The organism is Streptomyces lushanensis (assembly GCF_001700515.1).
In the GTDB taxonomy this organism is placed as follows: domain Bacteria; phylum Actinomycetota; class Actinomycetes; order Streptomycetales; family Streptomycetaceae; genus Streptomyces; species Streptomyces lushanensis.
The window spans coordinates 1-21,859 of record NZ_MAUD01000105.1; the positions used below are offsets into that span (position 1 = coordinate 1).

Here is a 21,859-nt window from a genome sequence, read left to right on the forward strand (position 1 = left end):
GCACCTCGCGGCGTTGTCGGAGTCGCCCGAGTACGTCCAGTACACGGGCGATCCTCCGCCTTGCGATCCACCGCACCGGACGCCGCGGCCTGATCCACGAAGATCGCCCGGACAGCCCCTAGTTCCAGCCGGACAGGCCCGCGCCGTAGGGGTAGAGCGGGTTTCCGTAGGTCGTCGGCACCGGCTGGCCGGCGTCGATCTTCGCCCGGATGTCCGCGCGTTCGGCGTCCGTGGCGCCGAGATCGTACGGAAGATCCCACTTCTCGTTCGCGTCCGCCTGTACGTCACCGCCGCCCGGCTTCAGGATCTGGTCGAGGCTTCTGGGCAGCTGCCAGGGAAGCTTGCCCTTGGGCGTGTAGTCGCCGAAGAGCAGGGAGGCCGTGGCGGGTCCCACCTCCTCACCGCCTCGGTAGGTGACCACGATGGCGTCCGCCAGACCGTTCCACTCGCTGATCACGATCGGCCGTGGCAGGGTCAGCACCACGACCACCGGGATCCCCTGATTCTTGAAGTTCTGGATCAGGGCGAGCTGGTCCGCCGGCAGATGGGGCTGGAGGTTCGGCCAGGCGGTGGCGTGGGTGTACGACGGCTCGCCCACGGCCACGACGGCCAGCTTGGGTGACGGTCCGGTGTCCTGGTAGACGTTGACACCGGCGGTGGAGGCCCTGGCTCTGATGGCTTCCAGAGTGGTCTGCGAACCGTAGTTGGGGTGGAAGTAGCTGGACCAGATGCAGCACGCGGCGCCGTCGGTGGCGCGGGCGCCCGCCACCACGATGTTGTCACCGCGGTTGAGCCTGACCGGAAGCACACCGTTGTTCTTGAGCAGCGTGTGGGACTCGCGCGCGGCCTGGTTCGCCAGCGCGACATAACTGGGCTGGTGGAACCGGTAGGGACCGTTCACCGGGTCGCCGTAAGGGCGTTCGAAGACGCCGAGCTGGAACTTCAGCCGGAGGATCCGCGTCACCGCGTCGTTGATCCGCGCGAGCGGCACCCGGGTCTGGAAGTCCGCCATGGTGAAACCGGTCGCGCCGGGATCGGCTCCGCCCATCACGTCGGAACCGGCGTTGGCCGCGTTCACCCAGGCGCCGGAGGGCAGCCAGTCCGTGGTGATGAGTCCCGTGTAGCCGAGGTTCTGCCGCAGATACGCGAGGATCTTGGCGCTGTCGCCCGCGCCCGGCCCGCCCGGGTCGAGATAGGAACTGCCCGCGTACCCGGGCATGATGTTGACGGCACCGGCCTCCATCGCCGCCCGGAAGGGGATCATGTGGTACTTGATGGTCACCCCGTCGTAGACGATGCCCGCCTCACCGCCGGCGCCTTCACCGGGCCAGTGCTTGACGGTCGCGAGGACGGAGGCGGGATTGAGCTCCGGGCCTCCCTGGAGACCGGCCACCAGGGCCCGCAGCTGAGCGGCCACGACATCGGCGTTCTCGCCGCCGCCCTCCTGGATACGGGGATAGAGCACCTTGGTGCCGACCTCCGCGAGCGGTGAGAGCGTCCCGCGGGTGCCGACCTCCAGCTGCTCCTTGCGCTGCATGTCGCCCAGTTGATGATCGAGCGCGTAGTTCCTGTTCGCGGCGAGCGTGCTCTGCAACGGATAGGTGGTCTGGTAGCCGGCGGTGGTGTCTCCCGCGGAGACCGGCGGGATTCCGAGCCTCGTGGCCGCCGTGGAGAGCAGGATGTCATGGAGGTCGGCCGGCTGAGCCGGTCCGAAGTGCCAGCCGGACCTGGGGTACGACTGGACGTTGTAGAACATCTGGAAGGCCTTCTCCTCCAGCGTCATTCTGCCGAGGAGATCACCGACCCGTGTCTCGACCGGTTGGCGCCAGTCCTCGTACGGTTCGATGGCCCCGTTCTTGTTCAGGTCGCGGGCGCCGTTGACGAGAGCCACGCCGTCGCCGACGGTCTCGACCGCCGGCAGATAGACGCTGAAGGCACGGATGTTGGAGGTGGTCCTCGCACCGGAGCCGCTCACCGCGACGACGAACCACTTGTAGGTCCACCGGTCGGTGATGTCCCAACTCGGCGTGTACGTCGCGGCGGTGGGCTCGGCGACCTTGGTGTACAGGTCGAGGAGGTTGCCCGAGGCGGCGAAGTCGTAGTCGTTACGCGTGACATTGAGCCAGAGCTCGTAGCGGACGGCGCCCTGGACGGGGGCCCAGGAGAACGCGGGCCTGCGGGTGCTGGTGATCATGGCCCGGTCGGCGGGCGCGGACAGCGCGAACTGGTTGAGCGTCGCGGGCGCCTTGGTGGGCCCGGAGAGCAGAGGCGCGGTGGCGGAGGAGCTGTCGACGGATCCGAAGACCTGGAACTCCCAGAGCGAGACGCCGTATCCGGTGGCGCGGGTGGTGGCGTACAGCCGGACGTACCGTCCCTGGCCGGTGATGTCGAGTGTCTCGGTTCCGCCCCGGCCGGTGGTGGTGGAGTGGACGGTGGACCAGGCCGAGGCGTTGTCGGACACCTCGATGCGGTAGCCCGTGGCGTAGGCCGACTCCCAGTTCAGCACGATGCCGTTGATCCTGGCCGCGCCGCCGAGGTCCACCTGGATCCACTGGTTGTCGGCGAACTGGCTCGACCAGCGGGTGTCCGCGCGGCCGTCCAGCGCCGCCGCGGGCGCGTTGGCGCCCTCCCAGGTCGAGGCGGACACCTGCTTGTAGGCGGAGACGGGCGTTCCGGAGGGGCCTCCGCCGGTGCCACCGGCCGAACCGTAGACCTGGAACTCCCAGAGGGAGTAGCCGTACCCGGTGGCCCGGGCCGTCCCGTACATCCGCACATAGCGGCCGGAGCCGCTGACGGTGAGTGTCTGGCTGCCGCCGGGCCCGGTCGTCGTGGAGTAGACGTCGGTCCAGTTCTGGGCGTCGCCCGACACCTGGATCTTGAACGATGTGGCGTACGCCGTCTCCCAGTTGAGGACGACGGAGCTGATCGCCGCGGTGGCGCCGAGATCGATCTGAAGCCACTGCGGGTCGGCGGCGGCGCTGGACCAGCGGGTCCCGGCGTCGCCGTCGACAGCGGCCGAGGCGGGTGTGCCGGCGTTCTCGGTCGAGGAGGTCGTGACGGCCCTGCCCTGCGAGAGCAGGGTGTCGGCGGCCTCCGCACTGCCGGCCGACGTCCCGACGGCACCGCCCGTCGCGAGGCTCAACGCGACGGCCAGCGCGACCAGGGGTCTCCGGCGCCGGGCGTTTCCGCGTACGCGTACACGTAAGCGGAAGAGGGACAGGAGGCTCATATGCATCTCCACGGGTGTGGTACCTGTCCACCACAACGTCGTGGCACGGTCAGCGACGGCACGCGATGGGTGGCTGTCGGTGGCTCCGGACTCATCGCTCCGTGACTGGAAATCCGTCGGAGAGCGCTCTCCCGAGAGACTGCGCCAATGACTGACCACTGTCAACCCTTATCGCGTCGCCCGCAGGACACCGGTCCTCGGGGGAGCGGGCCCGTCGGCGCGGCCGGCGCGGGTCCCGCAAAAGGAACCGGCCCCGGTGCCCAACTGGGCACCGGGGCCGTCCGTCACACCCGGGAAGCGATACCTGCCCCGCCTCGGGGCATCACCGCCGTGTCAGTTCGAGAACCGTGTTACTTCGAGGGCTTCCGGAACTGGTCGATCATCGCGGCGTAGCTGAGACCGTTCTGGCCGGCGGCCACGGCGCGGTCGGTCAGCGCCTTGACGAACTCGGGCAGTTCGGGGCTGATGCCCGTGGCCTCGCTCTCGTGGATCAGGTGGATCATCGTCGCCAGGTGGGTGTCGATGGTGGCGTCGTGGGCGGTGAAGTCGCCCTCGTCGATCTGGCCCGCGTAGGCGGTGACGAAGTTGGTCACGGCGCCGATCCAGTTGTTCGCGAAGGGCGCGAAGGTGGACGCCTTCACATTCGCGGCGCCCAGGAGGGCGGCGCCGTGCAGGAAGCTGTTCAGGACGCCCCACATGATGCCGAGGAGCGCCACGTCGTACAGCGAGGCCAGCCCGTGGTCCTCACCCAGGTGCGTCGTACCGGCGGGGGCGACGGCCTGCAGGGCGGACTCGTTGGCGTCGTACACCTCCTTGGAGCCGGCGTACAGCAGAACGGCGTGCTCCGTGCCGATGACCGGGGGGATGGCCATGATCGCACCGTCGAGGTACGCGGCTCCGAGCTTGGCCGCCCACTCGGCCGTCTCACGGGCACCCTCGGAGTGACCGGAGGTGAGGTTGACCAGCGTCTTGCCGGACAGTTCGCCGCTCAGCGGGTCCAGCACGGTGTGCACGACGTCGTAGTCCGTCACGCACAGCACGACCAGGCCACTGGCCTTGACCGCGTCCTCGGCCGAAGGGGCGAGCACCGCTCCCTCGGAGACCAGGTCGGCGGCCTTCTCGGCCGACCGGTTCCACACGGTCGTGGGGTGGCCCGCCTTGAGGAAGGCCCCGGCCAGCGCCTGGCCCATGAGGCCCAGGCCGATGACCGTGACGGGGGTGCGATTCTCAACCGCCATCAGAAAATTCCATTCTCGCAGGGAGAACAAACGCCGCGCACGAAAGCCGCGCCGATCTCAATTGCACATGATTACAGGGCGGACCTGGGTCGCGGCGCACATCAGCTCACCCGGAACGCAGGCCCTTCCAAGAGATTGGCCCAGCACTTCGCAGGCGGCAAGTACCTACTTTCTGGTTAGCGCTCACCAATTGGTAAGTAACCCTTGCACGCTTCGTCCTGACGGGCGCTCATCGCCCCACGCGCGGGGGAATGACGCCGCAACATAACGGGCCCACCGTGAAGTTGGCGAGCCCCTGTCGCCGGTACGACCGGTCCGTCAGACCCGTGAGCTTCACCCGTACAGCCGTCACCCGCGCGGCCGTCACTCCCTCACGTCATGGCGGCGCGGAGCGGGGAGCCGAGGACGGCCGAGGGACCGTACGCACTCGGCGGCACGCTCCCCGTCGAATCCTGTTTGCCACGGGCCGGCCTGGGCAGGAAGTACACCGGCGCGGTCGACTCCCGCGGTTCCTCGGTCACTTCCGTCGCCGGGCAGGCCCTGTCCGGCCGTTGTCCGGGCGGCCTTCGCGGGCCCGGAGCACCTGACCGCCGGCCCGGAACCACGTGCGCAAAATGATCGCCGAAGAGGGTACCCGCATTCGGCGCACTCGATTCTCCGTCGAGACCGGTCCCTTACCCACGAGTTGACGACCGATGACCGGAGAGTGGGATTCCGCCAGAAGCGTGTAAACGGCTTGTTTCCTCCTTGCCCGGACGGCGCCGAGGTGATGAGTAGCCCATTACCGGCGCATGAGTGAAGACCGAATTCGGTCAAGTACGGTCTGCGACAGGCGAGCCGATCCTTCGCCAGGACCGACAGAAGGCAGAACAGTGCAGAACAGCAAATCAAGCTCCGGTTCCGCGGGTAGATTCTCCCGACGCTCGATTCTCCGGGCCGGAGCGGGCATTACCGCGGCCACTGCCGTGGCCGCCGCGGCACCCGAGGTCTTCGCGCCCGCCCAGGCGTCCGCCTCCCCGCGCGTGACCTACGACGTCATCGTCGTCGGCGCGGGATACGCCGGCATCACCGCCGCGCGTGAACTCAGGCTCAAGGGCTACCAGGTGCTGGTCCTCGAGGCGCGCAACCGCATCGGCGGACGCACCTGGACCGACACCTTCGCCGGACAGCAGATCGAGCTGGGTGGTACCTGGGTCGAGTTGACCCAGCCTCACGTCGGTGCCGAGCTCAAGAGGTACGGAATCCCTCTGGTCGCGGACGCGGCTCCGGAGCGCACCTTCTTCCCCACGCCGTCGGGACCTGCCGAGTTCACTCCCGACGAGGGCTTCACCCGCATGGGTGCGACGTACGAGAGGATCTTCGAAGGCTCCCAGCAGTACTTCGAGCGTCCTTTCGAGCCGCTGTACCGGGCGGACCTGCTCGCCGGCATCGACAACCTCTCGCTGCGCGCCCGCCTCAACCAGATGAGCCTCACGCCCGAGCAGGAGCTTCTGGTCAACGGGCAGACCGCGGTGTACTCGGGCGGCTCCAGCTCGAACGGCGCGCTGACCATGCTGGCCCAGTGGTGGGCCCTGTCCGGCTGGAACAACGACGGCTGGAACGAGACCATGAAGTACCGCATGTCGACGGGCACCGTGGGCCTGCTCAACGCCATGCTGAACGAGTCGCAGCCCACCGTGCGTCTCAACTCCCCGGTCGCCCAGATAGCCCTGAGCGGCACGACCTACCACGTGACCACGACGGCCGGGGTGACGGCGTCCGCGAAGGGTGTCGTGCTCGCCGTCCCTGTCAACGTATGGCAGACGATCAAGTTCACGCCGTCGCTGCCGGCGGCGCAGACCACCGCGGCGTCCCAGGGCATAGGCGTGAGGACGGGCACCAAGCTCTGGATCCACGCGCAGAGCCCGCAGGGCAGGTTCTACGCCCAGGGCGCGGAGGGCGGTTCGCCGATCACCATGATGATCCCGGACAAGGTCACGTCCAGCGGCGGCATGCTCTACTCGGCCTTCAGCACCGACCCGAACTTCGACCCCACGAACACGGCCCAGATCAGCGCCGCCGTCAGCCAGTTGGGCGCGAACGTCAACATCCTCGGCGTCAAGTCCCAGCGCTGGGGCAGCGACGCGTACTCCCGCGGCGGCTGGGCCTTCAGGAAGCCCGGTCAGCTGACCAACCTGTACCCCAACGTCCAGCAGCCCGGCAGCCGGCTCGCCTTCGCCAGCGGCGACATCGCCAACGGCTGGAGCGGATACATCGACGGCGCCATCGAGTCGGGCCTGCGTGCCGCCCAGCAGATCGCGACGATGATCTGACCTCGGTGCGAAGACTCCGATGAGTGTGTGTCCCACCGGACCGCGGATCCTCCGTGCCCGGTGGGGCGCGGCCCGTGCCCCGGGCCCGGCCGGACACCGACCACGGTGTCCGGCCGGGCTCCCGGCCACTGCCCTCGCGCGCGGTACAGGTGTACGCGCGCGAGGACGACGCCGTGCCCGGTCCTGACGGACGGGACCGGGCACGGTGTCGTGCGTCGCGGCCGGTCGGGTCACAGGTAGTCGTTGTCGGGGTCGAGTCCGAGCAGGACGCGCCCGTGCACCTCGAAGCTGCTCAGCGGGTTCATCAGGCCGTGCAGGTAGAGGCCCTGGATGTCGCGGTAGACACGCTGGAACGCCGAGGCGCGCGCGATGACCGAGGCACTGCTCACGGCGTGCAGGGTGTCCACCGCCTCCTTGGCCAGCTGGACGGCGAATCCCATCTGCCCGCGCATGGCGGCCTTTTCCGGTACCTCCAGCTGGACGCCCGCGTCGGCGCCCCGCTGCATGTCACGCGCCCAGCCGGCGGCGAGCGCCTCGGCCGCGGTGATCCGGTTGGCCGCGAGACCCACCTGAATCTGGGTGTGCGGGTGCTGGCTCTGGTCGCTCCAATGTGTGTAGGCGAGAGCCTTGCCGGGGACCCGTTCGAGGGTGAGCTCCAACGCGGCACGGGCCAGGCCGATAAAGACCGGTACGGACAATGCCATGACATAGGCGGTCAGCCCGTAGTTACGGCCGTTCGCCCCGGTGTTGGAACGTCCGCCGACGAGGCCCTCCAGCACCTCGATCCCGTCGACCATCCGGTGGGCCGGCACGAACAGGTTCTTCACCGTGGTGGTGAAACTTCCCGTACCGGACGCCGAGGTGACGTCCCAGTCGTCGGCGATCTCCACTTCGGAGGCCGGGACGATGGCGAAGACCTCAACAGGCTCGCCGTCCTTGGATTCCAGCATGGCCGCGTAAATGTTCCAGTCGGCGCCCCGGATACCCGTGTTGAAGCGCCAGCTGCCATTGAGAACGTATCCGCCCTCGGTCTCGACGGCGGTGCCGGTCGGCGTGAACCCTCCGGAGATACGGACCGAGCCGCCCGCGAAGATCTCCTCCTGGGCCTGGTCCGGATACTGGCTCGCGATCCAGGCGCTGGAGACCCAGGCACAGGCGACCCAGCCGGTCGAACCACAGCCGCGGGCGATCTCCGCCACGATGTCCACCTGGTCGGCTACCGGCAGGTCGAGACCGCCGAACCGGCGCGGAACCGCGATACGGAAGACGTCGGCCTTTTCCAGGAGTTCAATGTTCTCGTCCGGTATCCATCCCCGCCTTTCGGCCTCCGGACCATTTGCCCTCAGCGTCGGGACAACGCTCCGCACAGCATCCAGAACGGATGCGGTTTCCTGCCCGGCGTCAGCCATTCCATCTCCTCGTCGCAGCTTTTCCTGAGTGGAACCGATGGCGAGGCTAGCAAGAACGGACAGCGCCTTCGACAACGACTGCTCACCTGTCAGTAACCGCGCTCCCCTGCCTGCGATTACCGTGTGATTACCTCGTGCTCCACGGATATGGGCGACGAGTTACAGCCACGGTTTCAGCCCCTTGACGGGGTTTGGAAATTACTGGCAGCCGGAATCAGGGCGCCGCGATTCATGGAATCTCGCCGAGGTCGGGATTCCCTCGGGAATGACAGCACGGAACTCACCCCGGTACCCGCGCATTCACGCCACACGCCGCTTTTGACGGCACTCGCCCCGGCCGTCCGGGCGATGGCCGGTCCGATCCGGCGGCCGTCGTCCCGGACCGCCGGCGACCGTGGTGGCCGTCGCCTCAGACCGCCGGCCTCTTGAGCACCTCGATGAGGCTGGAGAAGCTGTTCTCGGCGAAGCCCCTGTCCATGCCCGCCTTGAAGATCTCGGCGACGGCGGCCGGCAGCACGGTGCTGACGCCCGCGTCCTGATGTGTGTGCAGGACGTGCTCGACACTGGCCGCGCCCATCGCGAGCCGGTCCACGTCGCCCGGGTAGTCCGCGGAGTCCACGTGCTCGGCGTAGAGCTCCAGGAAGTGCGGCATCATCGACGTCATCATCGTGGCGTAGGGCAGCAGTTCCTTCGCCGGGACACCGTTGGCCTGGCCCAGGGCGAGGGTCTGGTAGTAGCTCAGCATCGTGGTCCAGAAGATGGTCATCTGGGCCTGGTAGTACATGGCCGCGAGGCCGGCGTCCTCGCCGCGGTAGTCCGCGTCGGTGAGGACCTTCAGGGTGTCCTCGTGGGCGTCGAAGACATCCTTGGGACCGCTGTAGTAGGTGGAGGACCCGGGCCTGCCGATCAGCGGCGGCGGCACCTGCACACCGCCGGTGAGATGCTTCGCACCGTGCCCGGCCGCCCAGGCCGCCGCCTCGCGGGCCCGGTCCGGGGTGTCGGAGCTGAGGTTGGCGATGACCTTGCCGGACAGGGCGTCCGCCGCCGGCTCAAGAAGGGCGTACACCGCGTCGTAGTCCGTCAGGCTGAGCACGATCAGCTCATTGGCACCCAGGGCGGCCTCGACGGAGGGAGCCAGTACGGCACCCCGGGCCACGAGTTCCTCGGCCTTGCCGGCGGTCCTGTTCCACACGGTCACCTCGTGGCCGTGGTCCAGGAAGGTGCTCACCATCGCCCGGCCCATCGGCCCCAGACCGATGACCGTTACCGACTGCCTGCTCATCAGGAGGTCTCCTTGACTGCTCATCACGTGCGGGCCGCCCGGCCCACCACTAGAACGATCGCTCTATCAAGTGACACGCTATCAGCTCCCTAGAACGATCGCTCTATCGAGTAGATTGACGGCATGCAGACCGAGCCGCAGGGCGTGAGCACCAAGGACACGGAAGCCGGCGTCGGCACGCGCGAGCGCGTGGTGCGCGCCGCGTCGCGGCTCCTCCAGCGGCAGGGCTACGAGGGCACCGGGATCAAACTGATCGCCCGGGAGGCGGAGGCCACACTCGGTTCCGTCTACCACTTCTTCCCCGGCGGCAAGGAGGAACTGGCCGTCGCGGCGATCCGGCACGGCGACCGGGAGTTCGCCGACATGCTGGGCGCCGGGCTCGACAGCTCGGACGATCCGGCCGTCGCGGTGGAGAACTGCGCCCGCCGGCTCGCCACCGCCCTGCGCGCGTCGGGGTGGACCGACGGCTGCCCGATCACGGCGACCGCCCTGGAGACGCTCGGCCGCACGCCCCGCATCCAGGAGGCGTGCGGGGCCGCGCTGCGGAACTGGCAGGAGGTGCTGGCCGTCAAGTTCCGCGACTGCGGCTTCGGCGGGGAGGAGGCGGACGATCTCGCCTGCACCGTGCTGGCCGCCCTGGAAGGGGCCGAGATGACCGCCCAGGTCTTCCGGAGCGAACAGCCGCTGCTCACCGCGGGCCGGCACATGGCCCAGCTGATCAGGTCCCGTTCGTAGAACGCGCCGACAACTCCCGTACGCACGAAAGCGGGAGCGGGAGCGGCGAAGGGTGGATCCGCCCCGAACAGGACGGATCCACCCTCTTTCCGATCGGCCGTCGGCCGCGCGCGGTCAGCCCGTCGCCGCCGGGAAGTGTCCTTCCTGCACGAAGAAGTCCACATACGTGGCGAACAGTTCCTCGGTCAGCGGCGGGCACTCGATCCCCGTGCCCTCCAGAGCCGCTTCCGTCTCCGTGGTGTCGATGGGCGGATAGAAGGCGTCCGTGTCCGAGGTCATCATCTCGAACGCGTGCAGCAGCGGCAGCAGCGCGTTGGTGCGGTCGGCCCGTACCGCCTCGCTCCACTCCTGCCGGCCGGTGTCGCGCAACCGGTACCCGAGGCGGCGCAGCTGGGACACACAGTCGGAGAGGCTCAGAGAACTCCGGTTGAAGAGATGGAAGGTACCGCCGGCCGTGTCGGGCTTGACGGAGATCCCGATGATCGCCGCGCTGACGTAGTCGACGGGCAGCAGATGGAAGCGGCCGTCGGTGCCGGACGGTACGGCCTCCGCCTGGAGCAGCCCCTTGAGGCTGAGCCAGACGAAGTCGCGTGTCTGGCAGGCGCCGTTGCGCCGGTCACCGGAGATCACGTCCACGCGGTAGACGGAGACGGGCATCCCGCGGTCCCGGGCCAGTCCGACGAGCTGCTCGGCGACCCACTTGCTCTGGAGATATCCGCTGGGCAGCGCCTCGGCCGGGCCGGTGGGATCGGTCACCTTGAGCGGGACGCCTGCGGTGACCGGACCGTCGAAGACACCGACCGTGGAGACGTAGTGGACGGGAACCGTGCGATGCCGCGCGGCCAGCCGCAGGATCTCCTCGGTGCCTCGGACGTTGGCCGCCCGCAGCGCCGTGTACGGGTGCAGCCAGTGGACCGTCGCTCCCGCGTGGTAGACGACGTCGGCCGTGCGGGCCAGGGAGTCGAAGACCTCCGGGGCCAGGCCGAGTCCTTCCTCGGCGAGGTCGCCGACCAGTACCGAGAGCCGGTCGGGATCGACTGCGTCCCAGACGCGGTACCACTCCAGGCTCGTACGCAGCCGCTCGTAGGCCGCCGCCTCGTCCGCTCCGCGTACCAGGCAGTGGATCCGCGCCTCGGTGGTGAGCATCAGGTCGCGCAGCAGGAACGCGCCGAGGAAGCCGCTCGCTCCCGTGAGCAGGATCTCCCGAGGACTCGCGGTGGGACTCACGGTCTCGGCGGCGGGCCGGATGTCGTCGGCGAGGCGGATGTCGGCCGTGTAGTCGACGGTGTCCCGGGCCACACCGCCCGGATCGGTACCGGGCCCGCCGCCCGTGGCGAGGAGCTCCGTCAGCAGCCGGGTGGCCAGGGCCGCCGGGGTCGGGTGGTCGAAGACCAGGGTCGCGGGCAGCCGCAGACCGGTCACGGCGGCGAGCCGGTTACGGAGTTCCACCGAGGTGAGCGAGTCGAAACCGAGCTGGGTGAAGGGCCGTTCGGGATCGATGCTCCGGCCGCCGCCGTGCCCGAGGACGCCTCCCATGGCGTCGAGCAGCGCCTTCAGCACCACCTCGCGCTGCTCCGGCCCGGTCAGCCCGGCCAGCCGGTCGGCGAGTGCGGTCCCGTCGTCGGCGGCGGCGCGGGCGACACCGCGGACCGGCGTACGGACGAGGGAGCGCAGCACCGTGGGTATCTGCGGCTGTCCGCGCAGCACCGCCAGGTCCAGCGGGGTGGCGACGGTGTCGGGACGGCCGAGCCGCAGCGCGAGGTCGAGCAGCGCCGGGCCCTGCTCGGTGGCCACCGGGCGGAAACCGCTGCGGGCGATGCGCCGCAGATCGGTCTCGGTCAGTCCTCCGGTCAGTCCGGAGGTCTGCTCCCACAGGCCCCAGGCGAGCGAGAGGGCCGGCAGTCCATGGGCGGCGCGGTGCCGGGCGAGCCCGTCGAGGAAGCTGTTGGCGGCGGCGTAGTTGGACTGGCCGGGCCCGCCGATGACGGCGGCGACGGACGAGAACAGCACGAAGGCGGTCAGGTCCAGGTCCCGCGTCAGCTCGTGCAGATGCCAGGCGGCGTCGGCCTTCGGCCGCAGCACACCGTCCAGCCGCTCCGCGTTCTGCGCGGAGACCAGCCCGTCGTCCAGGACACCCGCGGTGTGGACCACGCCGGTCAGCGGATGCTCCCGTGGCACACGCGCCAGCAGCGCGGCGAGGGCCGCACGGTCGGAGACATCGCATGCCTCGACCGTGACCGTGGCTCCCAGAGCGGTCAGCCCGGCGGCCAACTCGGTGGCGCCGTCGGCCCGTTCTCCCCGGCGGCTGACCAGCAGCAGATGTCTCACACCGTGCTCGGTCACCAGATGCCGGGCGAACAGCCCGCCGAGCGAACCGGTACCGCCGGTGATCAGCACCGTGCCGTCGGAGCCCCAGACCGGCGCGGGGCCGAGGCCGTCGCGCCGTTCGCGCGCCAGACGCGGCAGGAGAACCGAGTCCTCGCGTATCGCCGCCTGGGCCTCGCCGGTGGCGAGCAGCCGGGAGAGCAGCAGGTCCGTGGTCGCGTCCAGGGCCGTGGTCGCCTCGGAGGGCAGGTCCACGAGGACGATACGGCCGGGCGCCTCGGACTGCGCGGAACGCAGCAGCCCCCAGGCCGCCGCACCGCCCAGATCCGTGACATCGTCCCCGTCCGCCACCGCCACCGCGCCCGAGGTCAGCACCACCAGCGGGACATCGGCGAGCCGCTCCTCCGCGAGCCACTCCCGCACCAGTGCCAGGGCGCGGCCGGTGGTGTCACGGACCGACGCGGTGGCGCCGGCGGTCCCGTCCTCGGAGGTCAGATGGACGCGTACGGCGTCGACCGGCGCGCCGGAGGCGATCGCGGCGGCGGTCACGGCCACGGTCGGGCAGGAGGCCGGGGTCCATCCGGCGCCGTCGAGCTGGGCCCACCGTATGTCCGTACCGCCGACGGGCGGGAGCGGGTAGGGCGTCCAGTCCATCCGGAACAGCGCGTCATGGGGGCGGGTCCGCGCGGAGACGAGGGCCGCGGTGTCGAACGGCCGTACGGTCACGGCATCGGCTTCGGCGACGAGCTGCCCGGTCGGGTCGAGCAGCCGCACCGCGAAGGTGCCGCTGTCCTCGGTCGCCCCCCGCGCCGGGGCGAAATGGGCCCGCAGGGCGGTGGCGCCGGTGGCGTGCAGTCGTACCCCGCGCCACTGGGCGGCCGTTCCCGCGCGCGCCCCGGCGCCGGTGCCGGGCGAGGTGGGACCGGTGAGCAGCAGCGGCTGGAGCGCGGCCTCCAGCAGCGCGGGATGCAGCCCGTACTCGGCGGCCCGTTCCGCCGTCGCGTCGGGCAGCGCGACCTCGGCGAACAGCTCGTCGCCCCGTCCCCACAGCCCGGTGAGACCCCCGAACGCCGGTCCGTGCACCGTGCCCGCTTCCGCGAGGCGCCGTCGGACCTCGTCCGCCGGGAGCGGCTGCGCGCCGGCCGGTGGCCACTGCCGCGCCGCCGCCGGAGACGGCGCAGCGATGAGCGGGCCGGAACCCAGCAGGCCGTGCGCGTGCCGGACCCAGGACGCGCCGGTGCCGTCGGGCCGGGAGTGGCAGGCGAGCGCCCGGTGCCCGGAGGCGTCGGGCGCGCCGACCGTGACGCGCAGATGGACGCCGCCCTCGGCGGGCAGCACCAGAGGTGTTCCGACGGTGAGGCCGTCCAGGACCGTGCAGCCGACCTCGTCGCCCGCCCGTATCGCCAGCTCGACCAGTGCGGCGGCCGGCAGTACGGCCGTACCGCCCACGGTGTGCTCGGCCAGCCAGGGATGGGTGCGGACCGACAGTCTGCTGGTGAACACCGCCTCGTCGCTCTCGTCCAGCAGCAGCGCGGCGCCCAGCAGCGGATGCCCGGCCGGCTGGAGTCCGAGCCCGGCGGCGTCCGTCTGCGACTCGGCGGTGTCCACCCAGTAGCGCTGGTGCTGGAACGCGTAGGTGGGCAGCTCCACCGTGCGGGCGCCGCTGCCGGCGAAGAACGCGGACCAGTCGGGCCGCGCTCCGGTCAGGTGCAGCAGTCCGAGCCCGCCCGCCAGACTGCGCGGCTCGGGCTGATCACGGCGCAGCAGGGCGACCGTGGTGGCGGCGCTCCCCGCCTGTTCGGTGAGGACGCCCTGGGCGAGCGCGGTGAGAACACCGTCGGGACCGATCTCGGCGAAGGTCCTCGCGCCCTCCTCGTGGAGGGTCGTCACGGCCTCCGCGAACCGTACGGCCTGCCGGACCTGGGTCACCCAGTAGTCGGCCGAGCGCAGTTCGTCCCCGGTGGCGATCCGGCCGGTCAGCGTCGACACCACCGGAATCCGGGGGGTGTGGTACGAGACGCGCTTCGCCGCCGTACGGAACTCCTCCAGCATCGCGTCCATGTGCGGCGAGTGGAACGCGTGCGACACCGTCAGACGGCTCGTCCGGGCGCCCAGTTCCGCGAAGTGCCGTGCGATCTCCTCGACGGCCTCGGTGTCACCCGAGATCACCACGGAGGAGGGTCCGTTGACCGCCGCGATGCCCACTTCGTGCTCACGGCCCACCAGCAGCGCGGCCACCTCCGGCTCGCCCGCCCGCACCGCCACCATCGCACCGCCCCGGGGCAGTGCCTGCATCAGCCGGGCGCGGGAGGCGACCAGCCAGGCGGCGTCCGGCAGATCGAGCACACCCGACACATGGGCCGCCGCCAGCTCGCCCACCGAGTGGCCGGCGACCAGGTCGGGTGCCACGCCCCATGACTCCAGCAGCCGGAACAGCGCGACCTCGAAGGCGAACAGCGCGGGCTGGGTGAAGCCCGTCTCCGCGAGCAGCGCGGCCTCGGCCGTTCCCTCGGCGGCGAACATCACCGACTTCAGGGGACGTTCGAGATGCGGATCGAGTACGGCGCACACCTCGTCCAGTGCCTTCGCGAACGCCGGATGGGACGCGTGGAGCTCCCGGCCCATCCCCGCCCGCTGTGCGCCCTGGCCCGAGAACAGGAACGCCGTCCTGCCCGGCGACCGTACCGCGCTCAGCACACCGGGAGCCGGTGCGCCCTCCGCCGCCGAGCGCAGCCCCGCGACCAGTTCCTCCCGGTCCGCGCCCACGACGGTCAGACCGTGGTCGTGTGTGGTGCGGGTGGTGGCCAGGGAGAGGCCGATGTCGGTGATGTCCAGATCCGGATGCGCCTCGGCGTACTCGGACAACCGCGCAGCCTGGGCGCGGAGGGCGTCCTCGGTCCTCGCGGAGACCGTCCAGGGCACCACGGGCAGCGGCCGCGCGGTGCGCCGGCGCGCCTCGCCGGCCGTCCCGCCGTCGGATGTGAGTCCCGGCTCGGACGCGGGCTCGGGCTCGGGCTCGGGCTCGGGTTCTTCGAGGATCACATGCGCGTTGGTTCCGCTCACCCCGAACGCGGAGACGGCCGCGCGCCGCGGGCGCTCCGTACGCGCGGGCCAGTCGCGGGCCCGGGTGAGGAGTTCCACGGCCCCGGCCGACCAGTCGACCATGGGCGTCGGTTCCTCGACATGCAAGGTTCGCGGCAGTACGCCGTGGCGCATCGCCTGCACCATCTTGATCACACCGCCGACACCGGCGGCGGCGACGGTGTGACCGATGTTGGACTTCAACGAGCCCAGGAGCAGGGGTTCTTCGCGCTTCTGGCCGTAGGTGGCGAGCAGGGCCTGCGCCTCGATCGGATCACCGAGCCGGGTCCCGGTGCCATGGGCCTCCACCACGTCCACCTCGGCCGCCGTCAGACCTGCGCTCGCGAGCGCCTGCCGGATCACCCGCTCCTGCGAGGGACCGTTGGGTGCCGTCAGACCGTTGCTGGCACCGTCCTGGTTGACCGCGCTGCCCCGTACCACCGCCAGTACCCGGTGGCCGTTCCTGCGGGCGTCGGCGAGCTTCTCGACGACGAGCAGTCCGACGCCCTCCGACCATGAGGTGCCGTCGGCCGACGAGGAGAACGACTTGATGCGGCCGTCGGGCGCCAGGCCCTTCTGACGCGAGAAGTCCACGAATCCGCCGGGCGTGGCGGTGACGGTGGCGCCGCCCGCCAGCGCGAGCGTCGACTCGCCCTGGCGCACCGACCGCACCGCCAGATGCAGGGCGACCAGCGACGACGAGCACGCCGTGTCGACCGACAGCGCCGGGCCCTCCAGACCGAAGGTGTAGGAGATCCGGCCGGAGGCCACGCTGCTGAGCTTGCCGGTCATCAGATAGCCCTCGAACTCCTCGGGCCCCTCGAGTCCCAGGTAACTCTGTTCCACCACACCCGCGAAGACACCGGTCCTCGATCCCTTGAGCGTGGCGGGATCGATCCCGGCGTTCTCGAACGCCTCCCACGCGGTCTCCAGCAGGACCCGCTGCTGGGGATCCATCGCCTGTGCCTCGCGCGGCGAGATGCCGAAGAAGCCGGCGTCGAACAGCGCGGCGCCGTCGAGGAATCCGCCCTCCCGGGTGTAGGAGGTGCCGGGCTCCTCCGGGTCCGGGCTGTAGAGCGCCTCCAGATCCCAGCCCCGGTCGGCCGGGAACCCGCTGATCGCGTCCGTGCCGTCCGCGACCAGCCGCCACAGATCGTCGGGCGAGGTCACACCGCCCGGGAACCGGCACGCCATTCCCACGATCGCGACGGGTTCGTCGCCCGCCGTCTCCAGCTCGGTGATCCGCTCACGCGCCTTCTGCAGATCGGTCGTCACCCACTTGAGGTAGTCGACCAGCTTCTGCTCCTTGGCCTCGGCCTGCTTCTGCTCATGGGACATGTCTGCGGACATGCGGAATCAGTCTCTCCTCGATACGGCAAGATGCCAGGAACGCGGTACATGGCGGGCGTGGGCGGGGCAGGGGGCGTGGCCGGGCAGGAGGGCGCGGCGCGAGGTGGCGCCGGACGGTCAGCCCGTCGCGCGGCCGAGCTGTGTGTCGATGAAGGCGAAGATCTCGTCCGTCGAGGCGGCGGCGATCAGGTCGGGCCGGGCTGTGGTGTCGGTCGTGTCCACGGGCGCGCTCACCTTGGCCAGAAGGGTCTGAAGGCGTACGGAGATGCCGGAGCGGGCCTCGTCGTCCTGCGGGAGCTCCGCCAACGACGCCTCGATGCGGTCGAGTTCGTCGTGGACGGATCGGGCCGGGTCCACGGCCTCGGGAGCGGCCTCGGCCCGAAGGTACGCGGCGAGGGCGGCCGGCGTCGGATGGTCGAAGACCAGTGTGGCGGGCAGCCGGACGCCGGTGGCGGCGCCCAGACGGTTGCGCAGTTCGACACCGGTCAGGGAGTCGAAGCCGAGCTCCTGGAAGGGCCGCTCCGGTCCGATACCGGCCGGGCTCGCATGGCCCAGGACCGCCGCGACCGTCGTGATGACGATGTCCAGCAGATACCGCTCCTGCTGGGCCTCCGGCAGCTCCGCCAGCCGTTCGGCCAAGGACGTGGACCCGCTCGTCTCCGTCGTGGTGCCACCGTTCGCGGCGCCGGGCCCGGCGCCGGCCGTGGCCGCCGAGGGAACCACCGGCGAGGCCACCAGCGCGGCCACCCCCGAGGCCACGCCCCGGTCGAACAGGGCCCGTCCCTCGTCGTCGGTGACCGGCCGGAATCCGTCGCGGGCGAACCTGCTCAGGTCGCGTGCGCTCAGGCCCGCGTTGAGACCCCGGTTCTGCCACAGGCCCCAGGCGAGGGAGGTGGCGGGAAGTCCCTGGGCCGCGCGGTGCTGGGCCAGCGCGTCCAGGTAGGCGTTGGCGGCGGCGTAGTTGGACTGGCCGGGCGCGCCGAAGACTCCGGCCGTGGACGAGAAGAGCACGAACGCCTTCAGATCCAGTTCCCTGGTCAGTTCGTGCAGATGCCACGCCGCCTCGGCCTTCGGCCTCAGCACACGGTCCAGCCGCTCGGCGTTCTGCGCGGGAAGCAGTCCGTTGTCGAGGACTCCGGCGGTGTGGACGACCGCGGTCAGCGGATGCCCGCCCGGTATCCTCGCCAGCACCGCGGCGAGGGCCTCCCGGTCCGAGACATCGCAGGCCTCGACCGTGACCGTGGCTCCCAGTCCGGTCAGCTCGGCCACCAACTCGGCCGCGCCGTCGGCCTGTTCTCCTCGGCGGCCGACCAGGAGCAGATGACGTACTCCCCGGTCGGCCACCAGGTGCCGGGCGAACACACCGCCGAGGGCGCCGGTGCCGCCGGTGATCAGGACCGTACCGTCCGGCCCCCAGGGCGAGTCGGCCCCTCCCGCGTCCGGGCCGGCCTGCGCGTTCTCCTGAACGGCCGTCAGCCGCGGTGTCAGCACGGTGCCTTCGCGTACCGCCGTACGGGATTCCTCGCCGGCGGCGACGGCGGAGAGCGTCGCGTCCGTCACGGAGGGCGCGTCGACCAGGACGATACGGCCGGGCGCCTCGGACTGCGCCGAGCGGAGCAGTCCCCAGGCGGCGGCGGCTCCCGGATCCGGTATGCCGTCGCCTTCGGCCACCGCGACGGCGCCCGAGGTCAGGACCACCAGCCGGGTGTCCGCGAGCCGCTCCTCCGCCAGCCACTCCCGTACCAGTTCCAGCGCGCGGTGCGGACCGTCGGCGAACTGCGCCGCGGAGGAGCGTGCCGGGAAGGGGACGAGTACGGAGTCGATCCGGGCTCCGGAGGCCACCGCACCGGCGATCCCGGAGATCTCGGCGAACCGGTCCGCGTCGGGCAGGTTCCCGTTCGCCCCGTCCATGGGCGCGTCCACCGGTGCGAGAACCGCCCACCGCGGCGGCTGCTGCGGCGCCGGTACGGTCGCGGGCTCCCACACGACACAGAAGAGCGCGTTCTCCGCCGCCGCGGGCTCGGGGGCCTCGGGCCGCAGCCAGTACCGCTCCCGCTGGAAGGCGTAGGTGGGCAGCTCCGCCCGGCGGGCGCCGGTCCCGGCGAAGAACGCCTGCCAGTCCACCGCGGTGCCCCGGCAGTGCAGTGCGGCGAGCGCGGCGACCAGGGCCTCCGGCTCGGGCCGCCCGCCGCGCACGGCGGGCACGGCCACGGTGACATCGGGCAGTCCGGCCGACTGCGCCGCCAGGGCGCTGAGCACTCCGCCGGGGCCCACTTCCAGCAGGGTGGTGACGCCTTCGGACTCCAGCGTGCGCACCGCGTCGGCGAAGCGGACGGCGTGCCGTACCTGGTCCACCCAGTAGTCCGCGGTCCGCAGGTTGTCCCCGGAGGCGGCCTGTCCGGTCAGGGTCGACACGACAGGGATACCCGGGGTCCCGAACGTGACCTCCTTGGCCACGGTACGGAACTCCTCCAGCATCCCGTCCATGTGCGGCGAGTGGAACGCGTGCGACACCTTCAGCCTGCTCGTGCGGCGTCCCCGTTCCGCGAAGTGGCCGGCGATCTCCTCCACCGCCGCCTCGTCGCCCGAGACCACCACCGACGACGGGCCGTTCACCGCGGCGACGGCGGCCTCGGACGTACGTCCCGCCAGCAGCGCGGCCACCTCCGGCTCACCCGCCTGTACCGCCACCATCGCACCGCCCCTGGGCAGCGCCTGCATCAGCCCCGCGCGGGCCGCCACCAGCCTCACGGCGTCGCGCAGCCCCAGACCGCCGGACACATGGGCCGCCGCCAGCTCGCCCACCGAGTGACCGGCGACGACATCCGGTGTCACACCCCATGACTCCAGCAGCCGGAACAGCGCGACCTCGAAGGCGAACAGCGCGGGCTGGGTGAAGCCCGTCTCCCCGAGCAGCGCGGCCTCGGCCGATCCCTCGGCGGCGAACATCACCGACTTCAGGGGACGTTCGAGATGCGGATCGAAGAGGGCGCACACCTCGTCCAGTGCCTTCGCGAACGCCGGATGGGACGCGTGGAGCTCCCGTCCCATCCCCGCCCGCTGAGCGCCCTGACCCGAGAACAGGAACGCCGTCCTGCCCGGCGACCGCACACCGCTGACCACCCCGGAGGCGGGCCGGCCCTCCGCCAGCGACCGCAGCCCGGCGACCAGACTCTCCCGGTCACCGCCGACCACCGCCGCGCCGTGGCCGAAGTGCGCGCGTGTCGTCGCCAGGGAGTACGCCAGGTCCAGTTCGGACCGGGCGCTCTCCGCCTCGGCCACCGCGAGCAGCTTGCGCGCCTGCCCGGCCAGGGCCTCCGGCGTACGGGCCGACAGCAGCCACGGCACCGCACCTGCCGAGGGCTGCCGCTCGTCCTCGGCGCCCCGGGAAGCCTCGGGGGCGGCCCCGGGAGCCTCGGGGGTGTCCTCGGCCCGGGGCTCGGTGCCGGCCTGCTCCTCCAGCGGTGCTTCCTCGACTATCACATGGGCGTTGGTGCCTCCGAAGCCGAAGGAGGAGACGGCGGCGCGGCGCGGGCGGTCCACCTCCGGCCACGGGGTCTCCTCCGTGACCAGCTCCACGGCGCCGGACTCCCAGTCCACGAACGGAGACGGCTCCCCCACATGCAGTGTCTTCGGCACCACACCGTGGCGCATCGCCTGCACCATCTTGATCACACCACCCACACCGGCAGCCGCCTGCGCATGACCGATGTTCGACTTCAACGAACCCAGCAGCAACGGACGTTCACGATCCTGACCGTACGTCGCCAGCAACGCCTGCGCCTCGATCGGATCACCCAACCGCGTCCCGGTGCCGTGAGCCTCCACCGCGTCCACATCGGCCGCCGACAGACCCGCACTCGCCAACGCCTGCCGGATCACCCGCTCCTGAGCCGGACCGTTCGGCGCCGTCAGACCATTGCTCGCACCATCCTGATTGACGGCCGACCCCCTGAGCACCGCCAGCACCTGATGCCCCTTACGACGGGCATCCGACAGCCGCTCCACCAGCAGCAGCCCCACACCCTCCGCCCACCCAGTCCCATCCGCGTCCGCAGAGAACGACCTGCACCGGCCGTCCGCGGCAAGCCCGCGCAGACGGGAGAACTCCACGAACGCGACCGGGGTGGACATCACGGTGACACCGCCGGCGAGGGCGAGATCACACTCACCCGAACGCAACGCGTTCGCCGCCAGATGCAACGCCACCAGCGACGACGAACACGCCGTGTCGACCGACACCGCGGGACCCTCGAACCCGTACGTGTACGACAACCGGCCGGAGGCGATACTGCCCGCGCTGCCGCTGAACAGATAGCCCTCGACGTCCTGCGGAGGCAGATGGGGCCGCGAACCGTAGTCGTTGTACATCACACCGGTGAACACACCGGTACGGGAACCGCGCAGCCCGGCCGGATCCAGACCGGCGCGCTCGAACGTCTCCCACGCGGTCTCCAGCAGCAGCCGCTGCTGCGGATCGACCGCGATCGCCTCGCGCGGGGACATGCCGAAGAACTCCGGGTCGAAGCGGTCCGCGTCGTGCAGGAAGCCGCCCTCGCGGCTGTACGAGGTACCGGTCCGCTCGGGGTCCGGGTCGTACAGCGCCTCCACGTCCCAGCCCCGGTCGGCCGGGAACTCACCGACGGCGTCCGTGCCTTCCGACACCAGCCGCCACAGGTCCTCCGGCGAGGCGACACCACCCGGATAGCGGCACGCCATCCCCACGATCGCGATCGGCTCCCGCTGCCGGTCCTCGACCTCACGCAGCCTCTTGCGCGCGTCGCGGGCGTCCGCGATGGCCTTCTTGAGGTAGTCGCGCAGCTTCCCCTCGTCCGCCATGGTTCTCAACTCCCAGATGTGGTGTGGTCGATGGCCTCTGATGCGCCCGAAGTGCCGCG

The 21,859-nt window shown here is 70.9% G+C and carries 8 protein-coding genes; 2 read left to right on the forward strand and 6 right to left on the reverse strand.

The genetic code is table 11. From position 1 onward, the window contains the following. Positions 1-118: 118 nt before the first annotated feature. Both BFF77_RS10130 and BFF77_RS10135 read right to left on the reverse strand, forming a co-directional pair. Entirely contained in the window at positions 119-3,229 is a 3,111-nt protein-coding gene (locus BFF77_RS10130; protein WP_079124995.1) for a discoidin domain-containing protein, read from the reverse strand. 350 nt (positions 3,230-3,579) lie between these two features. Beyond that, complete coding sequence (locus BFF77_RS10135; protein WP_066946639.1) at positions 3,580-4,467, reverse strand: NAD(P)-dependent oxidoreductase; 888 nt, start codon at positions 4,465-4,467, stop codon at positions 3,580-3,582. A 965-nt stretch (positions 4,468-5,432) separates the two neighbouring features. Here BFF77_RS10135 and BFF77_RS10140 point away from each other — a divergent pair. Continuing rightward, positions 5,433-6,779, forward strand: coding sequence for a flavin monoamine oxidase family protein (locus BFF77_RS10140; protein ID WP_245703343.1), 1,347 nt, complete (start codon positions 5,433-5,435; stop codon positions 6,777-6,779). A 230-nt stretch (positions 6,780-7,009) separates the two neighbouring features. On the opposite strand, the gene BFF77_RS10145 is transcribed toward BFF77_RS10140, so the two are convergent. Next, positions 7,010-8,263, reverse strand: a complete 1,254-nt coding sequence (locus BFF77_RS10145; protein WP_342671221.1) for an acyl-CoA dehydrogenase family protein — start codon at positions 8,261-8,263, stop codon at positions 7,010-7,012. Positions 8,264-8,597: 334 nt separating this feature from the next. Continuing rightward, complete coding sequence (locus BFF77_RS10150; RefSeq protein WP_211280196.1) at positions 8,598-9,470, reverse strand: NAD(P)-dependent oxidoreductase; 873 nt, start codon at positions 9,468-9,470, stop codon at positions 8,598-8,600. Positions 9,471-9,593: 123 nt separating this feature from the next. Here BFF77_RS10150 and BFF77_RS10155 point away from each other — a divergent pair, with 123 nt between their 5' ends. Continuing rightward, complete coding sequence (locus BFF77_RS10155) at positions 9,594-10,205, forward strand: TetR/AcrR family transcriptional regulator (RefSeq protein WP_066946649.1); 612 nt, start codon at positions 9,594-9,596, stop codon at positions 10,203-10,205. A 114-nt stretch (positions 10,206-10,319) separates the two neighbouring features. Here the strand turns inward: BFF77_RS10155 and BFF77_RS10160 are convergent, their stop codons facing one another. Continuing rightward, positions 10,320-16,961 carry a type I polyketide synthase gene (locus BFF77_RS10160; protein WP_079124997.1) on the reverse strand — a complete coding sequence of 2,214 codons (6,642 nt, stop codon included), beginning with the start codon at positions 16,959-16,961 and terminating at the stop codon, positions 10,320-10,322. Between the two features lie 117 nt (positions 16,962-17,078). After that, complete coding sequence (locus BFF77_RS10165) at positions 17,079-21,809, reverse strand: type I polyketide synthase (RefSeq protein ID WP_425424365.1); 4,731 nt, start codon at positions 21,807-21,809, stop codon at positions 17,079-17,081. Positions 21,810-21,859 lie beyond the last annotated feature (50 nt).